9 protein-coding genes are annotated in these 12,803 nt (G+C 43.5%); 6 read left to right on the forward strand and 3 right to left on the reverse strand.

The window, feature by feature from the left end; genetic code table 11:
* The first annotated feature begins 633 nt into the window (after positions 1-633).
* From rsmA to torA, 6 genes are all read left to right on the forward strand, one after another.
* Positions 634-1,434 carry a 16S rRNA (adenine(1518)-N(6)/adenine(1519)-N(6))-dimethyltransferase RsmA gene (rsmA, locus tag BJI48_RS02120; protein WP_095331365.1) on the forward strand — a complete coding sequence of 267 codons (801 nt, stop codon included), beginning with the start codon at positions 634-636 and terminating at the stop codon, positions 1,432-1,434.
* A complete protein-coding gene (locus tag BJI48_RS02125) occupies positions 1,421-3,466 on the forward strand; it encodes a ribonuclease J (RefSeq protein WP_095331367.1) in 2,046 nt (681 codons plus the stop codon). Before rsmA ends, BJI48_RS02125 begins: the two co-directional genes overlap by 14 nt.
* 63 nt (positions 3,467-3,529) lie before the next feature.
* Complete coding sequence (locus BJI48_RS02130) at positions 3,530-4,492, forward strand: KpsF/GutQ family sugar-phosphate isomerase (protein WP_180763020.1); 963 nt, start codon at positions 3,530-3,532, stop codon at positions 4,490-4,492.
* Between the two features lie 26 nt (positions 4,493-4,518).
* Positions 4,519-4,758: a DUF2443 family protein gene (locus BJI48_RS02135; RefSeq protein WP_095331371.1), complete on the forward strand. Its 240-nt coding sequence runs from the start codon at positions 4,519-4,521 to the stop codon at positions 4,756-4,758.
* Positions 4,759-5,094: 336 nt separating this feature from the next.
* On the forward strand, positions 5,095-5,688 hold the full coding sequence (locus tag BJI48_RS02140) for a cytochrome C (RefSeq protein WP_095331373.1): 594 nt from the start codon (positions 5,095-5,097) through the stop codon (positions 5,686-5,688).
* Positions 5,685-8,168, forward strand: coding sequence for a trimethylamine-N-oxide reductase TorA (gene torA, locus BJI48_RS02145; protein ID WP_095331375.1), 2,484 nt, complete (start codon positions 5,685-5,687; stop codon positions 8,166-8,168). Before BJI48_RS02140 ends, torA begins: the two co-directional genes overlap by 4 nt.
* 240 nt (positions 8,169-8,408) lie before the next feature.
* Here the strand turns inward: torA and BJI48_RS02150 are convergent, their stop codons facing one another.
* The 3 genes from BJI48_RS02150 to BJI48_RS02160 are packed head-to-tail and all read right to left on the reverse strand — an operon-like array spanning position 8,409 to position 12,526.
* Positions 8,409-9,815, reverse strand: coding sequence for an efflux transporter outer membrane subunit (locus BJI48_RS02150; protein ID WP_095331377.1), 1,407 nt, complete (start codon positions 9,813-9,815; stop codon positions 8,409-8,411).
* 1 nt (position 9,816) lies between these two features.
* A complete protein-coding gene (locus BJI48_RS02155) occupies positions 9,817-10,878 on the reverse strand; it encodes an HlyD family secretion protein (RefSeq protein ID WP_095331379.1) in 1,062 nt (353 codons plus the stop codon).
* Between the two features lie 10 nt (positions 10,879-10,888).
* Positions 10,889-12,526, reverse strand: coding sequence for an MFS transporter (locus BJI48_RS02160; RefSeq protein WP_095331381.1), 1,638 nt, complete (start codon positions 12,524-12,526; stop codon positions 10,889-10,891).
* Positions 12,527-12,803: the final 277 nt, after the last annotated feature.

A 12,803-nucleotide genomic window follows, 5' to 3' on the forward strand; every position in this document is an offset into this window, starting at 1 on the left:
TCTAAAGGGCGAATTAAAAAATCCCTAGTTTTGTTTTCCCTTGAGGGGGACAAGGGGCTTAAATTGCGAAGTCCGCCCCTTATCCCCCTCAAACTCCCCCAAACCCTGCCCCGCCCCCTTAGCAGATAGGGTGAAAAAGCATAGTGGGCTTTGGTTTGTTAGCAGTTCTGAAACTGCTTGCCTTTGTCGCGCTTGTGTGCTGTGAAAAATCGGAAAAAAGGTCGTTGAAGTGCGACCGCCGATTTTTCGCAAGGAGACACAAGCAAGCGACTTCCCCGCCCTTGTTTGCCGAAAAGAAAAGCGGCGCTTATTCTTTTCGTGGGTTAAGGGCGGGGTTAGGGGTGGGATAATACCCCTTTTCTTTTGCGATAAGAAAACTAAAAGTATTTAGGAAAGACAGCAGGCGAAAGCCTCTATCATTTCTACTCGGTTTGTTTAAAAACAAACCTGAAGACCACTTCGCAAGATGTAAAATCTTGCTCCGTTCCTAAAGTAACCATCTCATATTCAAGCAAGCTTGAATATTCAAGATAGGTTTTAACAGATGATTATAATATTTCTTACCTTAACTTCGCTATTTACAAATCACAAAAAAACCGATAAAATGGACACAAATTTTTATGGAGAGCAAGCATACACTACAGAGCCAAAAAGCAATTTGGACAAAATTTTTTAAAAAATAGCGTGTATGTTGATAGGATCGTCCAATCCGTTTCCAATGTGTATCAAGGCGAGCGACTTGTAGAGATTGGGCCCGGCTTGGGTGATTTAACAGATAGGTTGCTTGGGTTTTACCAACTCAAGGCTTATGAAGTCGATAGAGATTTATGTTCTTTGCTTGCACAAAAATACCATCATTTGATGGCATCCCAAGACTTTGAGTTGATTTGTCAGGATGTTTTGAATTTGCCTGATGATAACGGCTGGTTGGATACGCAAGCGTATGTTTTGGTTTCCAATCTGCCGTATTATATCGCTTCGATTATCTTGTTGCGGGCATTGAAAGATCCGTGTTGCAAAGGCTTTGTGGTGATGACCCAAAAAGAGGTTGCGCAAAAATTTTGTGCGCAAAGTGGCGAAAGGGATTTTTGTGCTTTGAGTGTTTTAACCCAGACGCTCGGAGATGTCAAAATGCTTTTTGATGTGCCAAAAGAGGCTTTTTCTCCTGTGCCTAAGGTTACTTCTTCGGTGTTTATGATGAAGAAAAATGGTGCGTGTTTGCCAGCAGGGTTTGAAGCATTTCTCAAAATCTGTTTTACAGCCCCGAGAAAAAAACTGCTCAACAATCTTGCCAACAGGTATGACAAGGAGATATTACAAGCGATTTTTAAGCAACTTGGTATTCAAGAGGATAGCAGAGCCCATCAAGTAAGAACAACGACTTATCACCAAATATTTGAAAATCTAAAGGCAGAAAAATATGGAAAACAATAATAATCAAAATAACAACCAAACGAACCCTTCACAAGACAGAGAAAAATCCGAGGGGCAACGACTAGATGGGCAAAAAAGAAGATTTTTTAAGCCACGTTTTAAAAAACCTCAAGACAATGCTGAAAACAGCACAGAAAACCCGCAATCAAGACCACCGAGAAAGTGGATTGGGAAAAATAAAAATACAAATCCAAGCCATCAGGCAAGCACGCAAGAAAATGCTCCAGATGCCAAAAAAGGCACAAGGGATATTCAAAATGTGAATGAAAGGGGCAACCTCGCCTTTCACAAGGACCTCAAAAAAGGTGTCGAAACCAACAATCGTATCCACAAAAACAGCCTCAATCCTCACTATAAGCTCAACCTCAACACCAAAGCGCGCGTGCGGATCACCCCGCTTGGCGGACTGGGCGAGATCGGCGGGAATATGATGGTGATGGAAACTGAGGATTCTGCGATCATTATCGATGTAGGGATGAGTTTCCCTGAGGAGAATATGCACGGCGTGGATATTTTAATACCTGATTTTAGCTATCTTTATGCTATCAAAGACAAAATCGCTGGTATCGTCATCACCCACGCCCACGAGGACCATATCGGGGCAGTCCCTTATCTATTCAAACAAATGCAATTCCCCCTCTATGGCACCCCGCTGGCATTGGGAATGATAGGGAATAAATTCGATGAACACGGGCTAAAAAAATATCGCTCCTGTTTTAAAATCGTTGAGAAGCGCCACCCGATAAAAATCGGTGATTTTGAAATCGAATGGATTCATATCACGCATTCTATTATCGACGCTTCTGCCCTAGCGATCCGCACGGAAGCCGGCATTATCGTGCATACAGGGGATTTCAAAATCGATCATACCCCGATTGATAATCTCCCCACAGATTTGCACCGATTAGCCCATTATGGCGAAGAGGGCGTGATGTTGCTTTTGAGTGATTCTACCAATTCGCACAAGCCCGGGGTAACTTCGAGTGAAGCGAGCGTTGGACCTACATTTGACGCGTTGTTCAAAGGCGCAGAAGGTCGGGTGATAATGAGCACGTTTTCTTCAAATGTTCATCGTGTCTATCAAGCCATCACCTATGGTATCAAATACAACCGCAAGGTCGCTGTTATCGGGCGATCGATGGAAAAAAATCTCGATATTGCTCGGGAATTGGGCTATATTGATTTGCCCCATCATATATTCATCGAAGCCCACGAGGTTGCCAAATACCCCGATGAGGAAGTTCTCATCGTAACGACAGGTTCTCAAGGCGAAACGATGAGCGCACTTTATCGGATGGCAACCGATGAACATCGCCATATCAAAATCAAGCCTGCCGATTTGGTTATCATCTCAGCCAAGGCGATTCCGGGCAATGAGGGTTCGGTTTCAACGGTTTTAAACTTTTTGATGAAAGCAGGGGCAAAAGTGGCATATCAAGACTTTAGCGAAATCCACGTGAGCGGGCACGCCGCCCAAGAGGAGCAAAAATTGATGTTGCGCCTGATTAAGCCGAAATTTTTCTTGCCCGTTCACGGCGAATACAACCACGTTGCCAAGCACAAGGATACAGCTATGAAATGTGGCGTGCCTGAAAAAAATATCTACCTAATGGAAGATGGCGATCAAATCGAGGTAAATCCAAGCTATATCCGCAAAGTCCGCACCATCAAAAGCGGTAAAACCTATATTGATAATCAAGTCAGCCGAGAGATTGATAACAATGTCGTTTTGGATAGGCAGGGATTGGCAGAATGCGGGATGGCAGTCATCACGGCTTTTGTTTCTAGCACAGAGCAAAAACTCCTCAAAAATACCCGAATCACGACATTAGGCATAGCGAATTTCAAGGAAGAAAAAGAGCTTGTCAAAGAAATCGAAAATGCTCTGGAACTCTACATCAAGACGGCTAAAAAAGAGGTTTTGACCCATCAAAAAACACTAGAAAACGAAGTCAGGAATATCACGAGAAAACTTTTGTTTAAAAAACTAAAAAAATACCCCGTTATTGTGAGTAATGTTTTTGTGTCCTAAAAAGCGGGGCAATAAATTCGACCCAAAAAAGCGATAAAGCCGAAAGTGATAAAGGAGACGATGATGGATTTTGCACAGATTGCCAAGGATGTCCTTGAGCTTGAGGCGAAGGAATTATTACAAACTGCTTGCCACGCTCAAGCGATTGATTGGGATGGTATTGTTGGTCTGATTTCTGGCGCAAAAGGCAAATTGATCGTTTGCGGTGTGGGCAAAAGTGGCTTGGTGGGTGCGAAAATCGCTGCTACGCTTGCTAGCACGGGAACGCCTAGCTTTTTTTTGCACCCTACTGAAGCAATGCACGGGGATTTGGGTATGGTAGGCAAGGAAGATATTATTCTTGCGATTAGCTATAGCGGGGAGAGTGAAGAGCTTGTGGCGATTATGCCCCATCTCAAGCGCCTAAGCGGGGGCATTATCACAATGAGCAAGGACGCTAAAAGTTCGCTTTCAAAAATGGGCGATTATTTTATCCCTATCGCTATCGCTGCTGAGGCCTGCCCGCTAGGTGCTGCACCAACAAGTTCGACCACTTTGACCTTGGGGCTTGGTGATGCTTTGGCTGTTTGTTTGATGAAAAAAAGAGGTTTTTCCAAAAATGATTTTGCTTCGTTTCATCCCGGCGGGAGTTTGGGAAAAAGGCTTTTTGTCAAGATCAAAGATTTGATGCAGACCAAAGATTTGCCATTGATCAAACCAGAAACAAGCCTCAAAGACGCCCTTATCACGATGAGTGCAGCGAGGCTTGGGAATGCGATTATCGCCAAAGAAGGCAAGCTTATCGGGGTGCTTAGCGATGGGGATTTGCGTCGGGCGATGATGCGAGAGGATTTTAGTCTAAATGACCCTGTGAGCCTCTATGCTTCAGAAAATCCCAAATATTGCGATGACCCTGATTGGCTTGCGGGGGAGGCTTTGAAGTTTATTGAAGATAACAAAATCCAATTGCTTATCATTACAGACAAACAAAAGAATATCCAAGGGGCGATCCACTTGCATACGCTCATTAGTGCCGGCATTAAATAGTGTAAATAGTGTAAATAGGGGAAGAAATGTTTGAGAAAATAGATGAAATTTTTAGAAACATCGAATCGATTCGAGATGAAATACAGATACTGCTGAATATGGCAAAGATCACATTGGTGGATTATATTATGATCAAAAGGGGTTCCCAAGATATGCCCGAACACGTCAGTATGGCGGTATTTTCTCAAATCAACGAACAAATCGATGCGTTAAAAAAAGAAATCGATGCCCTCAATAAGCTCAAAAGAGAATTGCTCGTATTTTAAATGCCACAAAATTATGCTTTGAGATGAGATGTTTCAAAGCATTTATGCGGTATTACTCATCGCATTGATTATTTTTTCTTGCTGTCTAAAATTTTGACTCCAGCTGTGTCAAATCCCCATCCCATCAAATCATAACCAACACCCACCTAGCCACAAAAGAATCAATTCGGGTGCGCCCAGCACGCTTTGAAAATTTAGCTCCATCACATCCTGCTAATGCCAAATGATTACAAAATTCTATATATATTTTTTTATATTACGGATTTTATTCCCAAAAATAGGGGATTTTCGGGGCTTTAGAATATAATCATAACGCACCAAAAAAAGGAGGTAATAATGAGGAAAATTTCACTATGGTTAATTGTGGGCTTGATGAGCTGTTTGGGGGCAAAAGACGTTTTTTACGCCGAAACTACTAAACAGCTTTATCTTGATCCTAACTCTACAAAAGTCATCGGCAAGCTTTTGCCTACTTCACAGGTTAAAATCATCAAAGAAACACCCACAAGATTGCTTTTAGGCATTGAGGGCTATACGCAAGAAGGGGTGGATAATGCGATTTATTACGTGGTTGGCAAGCGCATTTTGGTTGCGGGTTTAAGCAAAAATTCGGGGGCAAAATTGAAAGTCCTTGCTACGCAAAAAGACCCCGAGACAAAAAATGTCTATAACAAAGTCTATGTCGAGCTTTACGCTGATAAAGGCGATATGACCCCAGACCTACAAGCTCTTTACAAAAAAGCTAATGATTTGTATGTCCAGAGTTGCTCATCGTGCCACCCATCGCACGAGCCAAGGGAGTTTGGGGCGAATCAGTGGCCAAGCGTGGTTAAATCTATGATCAATAGGACAGGGCTTAGCAAGGATGATGGCTATCTTCTGACCCAATATTTGCAAAAACATTCCAAAGATTTCAAGGAGACAAAATGAAAAATTACGACCAAAAACGCCGCAGTTTGCTTAAATTTAGCGCACTTTGTGCCACCATCCCATTTGTGGATTTTGCCCTTGATCGTGGGGTATTGCTCGCCTCGGGGGTAAAGAAATTTTCACCATCTTTTGTGCTTGATGGCGAGGTCATCACAGCAGCGCATTGGGGGATTTTAAAGGTATCTGTGAAAAATGGCAAGGTTGTTAAAAGCGAAAATGCCATCAAGCAAACTATGCCAAACTCGCTTCAAGGCGTCGTGAGCGATCAAATCTATGCCCAAGATCGTATCAAATACCCAATGGTGAGAAAATCCTATCTCAAAAATCCCGACAAGCCCCAGCCAGAATTGCGAGGTGGTGATGAATGGGTGCGGGTGAGTTATGAAGAAGCTATTGATCTCATCGCCAAAAGGCTCAAAAAGACCAGAGACACCAAAGGACCGCAAAGCATTTTTGCAGGCTCTTATGGCTGGAAAAGCAGTGGCAATATGCACAATAGTCGCATTTTGTTGCAACGATTTATGGGTATGAATGGGGGCTTTACAGGATCTACGGGGGATTATTCCACCGGGGCTTCCCAAGTGATTATGCCCCACGTGCTAGGGACTATCGAGGTTTATGAGCAACAAACCAGCTGGCCTGTGGTGCTAGAGCATTCTAAAGTAATCGTGATTTGGGGGGCAAACCCGCTTCTAACGCTAAAAATCGCCTGGACTTCAAGCGACTCTCAAGGGTTGGAATATCTCAAAGCGTTAAGGGATTCCAAAAAACAAATCATTTGTATCGATCCTGTCTATAATGAAACGGCGAAATTTTTGAATGCCAAATGGATTGCCCCTACGCCAAACACCGATGTGGCTTTAATGCTTGGAATCGCTCATAGTATGCTTGTTTCAGGGGAATATAACAAGGATTTTGTCGATAATTACACCGAGGGCTTTGAAAAATTCCAAGATTATTTGCTAGGCAAAACCGACAAGACGCCAAAAGACGCAAAATGGGCGTCAAAAATCACGGGTATCCCTGCAAAAACCATCAAAGAGTTGGCAAAAACATTCTATGACAATCGGACAATGTTTATGTCTGGCTGGGGAATGCAACGCGCCCATCACGGCGAGCAACCTCACTGGATGTTGGTCACGCTCGCTTCTATGATTGGTCAAATCGGGCTTCCTGGCGGGGGCTTTGGGTTGTCATATCATTATAGCAATGGCGGTGTGCCGACGACAAAAGGCCCTGTGGTCGGCGGGATGAATCTAGGCAATTCTAGCAAAGCAGAAAGTGGGGCAAGCTGGCTTTTAGAAGGCACGAAATTTAATTTCCCTGTCGCAAGAATCGCCGATGCTCTATCAAATCCGGGCAAGAAAATTGATTTTAACGGGCAAAAAATCACCTATCCTGATATTGATTTTATCTACTGGGTGGGCGGGAATCCGATGGTCCATCACCAAAATACAAATGAATTGGTAAAAGCGTGGAGAAAGCCCAACACCATCGTTGTGCACGAGATTTATTGGACGCCCACTGCGAGATATGCTGATATTGTAATGCCGATCACAACGAGCTATGAGCGAGATGACATCACGATGACTGGGGATTATTCTAATCTCAATATCGTGCCGATGAAAGCTGTCGTGAAGCCACAATTTGAAGCAAAAAGCGATTATGAAATTTTCTGCGATTTGGCTAAAAAATTTGGCATTTATGAAAAATACAGCGAGAATAAAAGCCCGATGGAATGGATCGAGAGCTTTTATGAGACAGCGCTCTCCCAAGCAAAGGCAGGAAATATCCCAATGCCTAGTTTCAGGGAGTTTTGGACTAAAAACTTGCCCCTCACCTTTGAAGCCCCGATAGAAAATGAGGAATGGGTTCGCTATAGCGATTTTAGGGAAGACCCTATTTTAGAGCCATTGGGGACGCCATCTGGTAAGATTGAGATCTATTCAAAAACCATAGAAAAGATGAAATACAAAGATTGCCCGCCTCACCCGACGTGGCTAGAGCCTATCGAGTGGTTGGGTATGAAGGAAAAACCTGCTGAATTTGCCCTCATTACAGCACACCCAGGTCATCGATTGCATTCCCAGCTTGCCAATACTAGCCTCAGGCAAAAATACGCCATTGCTGATAGAGAGCCTATCTGGATAAATGACAAAGACGCCAAGAAAAAGGGCATAAAGCACGGCGACATCGTGCGGGTGTTTAATAAGCGTGGGCAGGTCCTAGCGGGGGCATTTGTAACAAAAGACATCAGTCAGGGCGTTGTGAGGCTATCTGAAGGGGCGTGGTATGATCCTTTAGAGCCTGGCAAAATCGGCTCGCTTTGTAAAAATGGCTGTGCGAATGTGCTTACCATTGATATACCGACCTCCAAGCTTGCCAATGGCAATATCTCACACACCACGCTGGTAAATATCGAAAAATACAATGGCGAAGCTCCCAAGGTTACGGCTTTTAAACCACCTAAAGGGGCGTAACCGGTTTGTTTGCAAACAGACCGCATACCGCTTGCAGGAAGCAATTCCTGCTTGCTTTATTGAATCGATCGCAATCATCTTTCTTTCCCCTCTCAAATAAAAAAACCCTATTAAAGCAGTCTTTGCCAATTTTATTATCGTGTAAAAAGCCGATTTTCAAATCACTGCCAACAATGCTAAGCCTATCAAATAAGATGGGATTTCCCAAAATATTCGCCGGGTGCTTTTACAGGCAGGAGATTATTTTTTCTTGCTATTTGGGATTTTGACTCTAGCGGTGTCAAATCCACTCCCAAGGGCGTGATAAAGATTAATGAGGGATTGTATATAGGTGGCTTTGAGGTCGATAATCTCGACTTCAAGCTCCAAAAGCGAACGCTCCGCATCTACAACTTCCAGATAAGAAGAGTAGCCACTTTCATATCTGTCTTTGGCATATTCTAGGGTCTTGCGTGCGGCTTGATATTCATTATCAAGAGAAGTTTGTTGTTTTTTTGTCCATTCAATGCTTGCTTGAGCGTCCCTGATTTCTTTGAGGGCATTGAGGACGATTTTTTTATAGGTATAGGCGGCTTCATCTCTTTTTGCATTAGCGATGGCAAATTCACCTTTTAGCCTGCCCCCTTCAAAGATGGGGGCTAAAATGCTTGTTCCCAATGCACCCACAGGGATGATTGCAGAAACCCCTGTAAAGCTTGTAACCATAAACGCCCCAATATTGGCAATGAGATTGAAACTTGGCAAGAAATTTGCCCGTGCTTTTGCCAAAGTAGCACTGCTGGCAGCGAGCGCAAATTCGGCATAAGCGATATCGGGTCGATGCCTCAAAATCGATGATGGGATGTCTTTTGGCAAGCTAGGCTGGTTGATGAGGGCTAGGCTTTGGGCGGTTTTGAGATCTTTTGAGCGCACGCCTGTGAGTTCTTCGAGGGCATTTTGTGTTTTGATGATAGCAAGTTGCACGGGAGCGATTTGGGATTTTGTGGCTTCATATTGGATTTTTGCTTGTTGGTTGTCATACCCGCTGGTATAGCCTACACTCGCCTTGTCTGTAGAAATTTCCAATTGGATTTTTCTTGTTTTTAGCGTATCTTGCAATAGCTTGAGATGGTCTTTGAGTGCGAGCAGGTTGATATACGTGCTTGCTACGATCGAATCAATATTGAGTTGTGTGGCGTAGGTTTGTGCGATGATAGCTTGTGTTTGATACAGCTTGCTTTTTCGCTCGTTGGCATTTTTGCCAAAAAAATCAAAATCATAAGAAATATTAAGAGCAGGATCAAGCGCCCCAACAGGTGCTTTGAAGCCAAAAAGCGGGGTAAGGGTGTTTTGGGTGTATTGGGGGTTTGCGCTCAAACTCACACTGGGGAATAACGTCGATCTGGCAACTTTGAGTGCAGCTAGGGCTTCTTGTATATGGGTTTTAGAAATCTGCACATCGCTATTGTAGTCTCTTGCCTTTTCTATGAGAAACATCAAATCATTATCGTTGAAGTTTTGCCACCAATCTTTGTTGATTTTTTCGTTGGCATTTAGAGGCAAGTCCATCACAACTCCAGCGTCTTTTGGGATTTCTGGGATTTTGGGCGCACAAGAAGACAGCAAAATCCCGATCGCAAAAGCCATAATGATTCGACGGGTAGGCATTTTAATCCCCTTGGGTGTGGATGGTAGCAATCACACTCATACCGGGTTTGAGTTTTTCTGCAAGCGGGTTATTGGTATCGATACGAATGCGAACAGGAATCCTCTGGATGACCTTGATGAAATTGCCTGTGGCATTATTGACCTTAATAGCGCTGTATTGGCTCCCTGTTGCAGGTGAAATATCTTCAACCACGCCTTGTAGTTCCGCCCCACCTAGCGCATCAACACGGAATGTCGCCCGTTGCCCGATTTGGACATTTTTCATTTTGGTTTCTTTGAAATTCGCCTGCACCCATTTGAGATGGGGGATGAGGAAAGTCAGTGGCGTGCCTTGGGAGACAAATTGCCCCAATCTCGCCCCCACCTCGCTGATCTGCCCATCAACAGGGGCTTTGATGAGCGAGTAATCCAAATCGATCTTGGCTAACTCCAACGCAGCACTTGCCCGCTTGACATCAGCTTCTAAAGCAGATTTGCTGATTTTATAAGCTTTTAGTTCTTGGAGGGCTTCTTTGTATTGGGCTTGGGATTCTTCGAGGGCGTATTTTGCTTTTTTGAGCGCTGTTTGGGTGTCTTCAAACTCTCTTTGGCTAAGCGATCCATTTTTGACAAGCTTAGCGACACGTTTATTTTGAGTCATCGCATTTTGATAGGTTGCTTCGTTGGTGTCAATCACAGCTTTTTTTTCATTGAGATTGGCTTGGCGTAATTGGTAGTTTTGATCATAGCTCATCAAAGCAGATTCCGCACTTTCAAGATTGGCTTTGGCTTCATTGACTTTTTGGATAAAGACGCTTGGATCGATTTGCAAAATAGGATCACCTGCTTTGAGTGTTGCAAAATCTTTCGCATAGATTTGGGTTACATAGCCACTCACACGGGGGGAAATCAAAGTAACTTTGGATTGGACATAGGCGTCATTGGTGTTGATAAGCCCGCGAAAAAATGGGGGCAATTCCCAAGCATACAAGATACACAAGATACCAGCGATTGCCATCAAAGTGGCGATAATGCTTGTGAATAAATTGGGTTTTTTGGGTCTCCAGTGATTGAGAAATGGCATAAACTTTCCTTCAGGACTTTTTTTCTTTGTCTAAGGCTTGTGCTTTGCGGTTATTTTGCATACTCTTGCGCGTGAGGATGTCAAGCTCCCTATCAATAGGCGTTGCTTTGCGTCGTGCATAATAAGCCCAGTGGATTGCCAATAAGACAAATATAGCTGCAGCAACCAAGCCGATGACACAAAATAGATCATTATAAGCTAGCACGCCAGCTTCTTTGCTAAGCTGGGCGTGTAGGTTGGGCGTGAGGGCATTGAGCGCGCTCGTATCAGGAGAATGATTGATAAGGGTTTGGAGATACATCGCGGTGCGCTCTTGGATAAAATAACCAATCAAAGCAGAACCAAGCAATCCAAACACGCTTTGTGAAAAGCCAAATACCGCGATGAATGTGATGACATAATTACCCCCTCGTGGCATTGATATGGTGATACCTTCGGCAAATAATGGCCCGATGAAAAACACACTCGAAGCTGCGATGAGGAATTGGGGGAAATAGAGGTTAGAGGGCATTACAGAGGGTGAAAGCCCGGTGGAGGCAAATGAGCCAATAATAAGCATTGCAAACGAAATCACCATAATGAGGCTGGTGCGTTTGTAGTTCATCACCCCAATGCAGGACAATCCCCCAAAAAGCGCCCCCAATGTGATAACACCATAATAAGATATGAGTTGGTAATCGGTATATCCTAAGACATTTTTGAATAATCCCGTCGCCCCTGTGGTTTGTTCAGCCAAACACATACGGGCAAATGCGCCGGCTAGACAGAGTCTTAAGACTTGAAATTTGCCGATAAAAGAAAAATTAATCAAGGGCTTTTCCCGATAATTTTCGAGAATAAAAAATAATGTCAAACAAATAATGGCGATACAAAGCCCATAGGCTATCCAAGGATCTTCCCACCAGATGGTATTGCCGATACTAAAAATCAAGCAAAATGTCGCCGTTCCCATTGCATAGAGGAGGATTGAGGGGATATCTTTTAGGCAAAAGGATTTGCCGGTTTGGGATGGGGGCAATTCGATAAGCAAATAGACAGCCAAAACAAGCAATGTCATTCCCATATCAATAAAAATACTCAAATGGGCGTCTTCATTGATCATCAAATACGGCAACATCCACCTAGCCGCAGAAGAACCCACTTGGATAAGCCCGACACTTAGGCACATCGCTAGGTATTTTTTTTGAGGCGGGAGCATTTGCAAAACATAATACACGCACAAAGTCGATAGGCTACTCCCGAGTAAGCCATTGAGAAATCTCGTGATCACAGCGATATAAAAATCCTCATAAATCATTTGTATGCCGTGGATGACCACCAAAATACAAAGCGCAAAGCTAAAAAATACCTTCATCCCAAATTGTTGGCGCATTTTGAAAAGAACCACACTCATCCACGCATAGCCCATATAATACGAAGCCGTAACGATTGTCCCCTCTGCGGGCGTGAGTCCAAGATTGCCTTGGACTTCATAAATGTTGGCAATCACGAGATTATTTTGCAATCCTGCAGCAAAGAGCACGACAATCCAGCCGAATGCATACAGCAGTCGTATCTTGGGGGGTAATTCGGGTCTGCCTAAAGAACCCCAGAACATTGGCATTTCATTCGGTCTGAAAATCTCGTTTAGATTTTGAGATGATGGCATTGTTTTCGTTCCGTATTAAGAATTTTTGTGCCTGTGTCTGGCTTGCCCTGAAACGTTGGATGCGATTTTTGAAAGTTTTGTCAAAAAAAGATAATTTATTTTCTTTATATGTTTGGATTGTCTGATTCTTAGTTATTATATTTTTTATTGCTAAATCATTGAAAAATATGAGAATTTTTAAGAGAAATTATATTTTTTAGGACAAAACAATGCTGGGCACAGAAAGACTGCTTTGGGGGAAAGCCCAAGAGCTTGGGCGATGGTTTTAGATAGCGAT

The sequence above is a fragment of the Helicobacter sp. 11S02596-1 genome (assembly GCF_002272825.1).
In the GTDB taxonomy this organism is placed as follows: domain Bacteria; phylum Campylobacterota; class Campylobacteria; order Campylobacterales; family Helicobacteraceae; genus Helicobacter_J.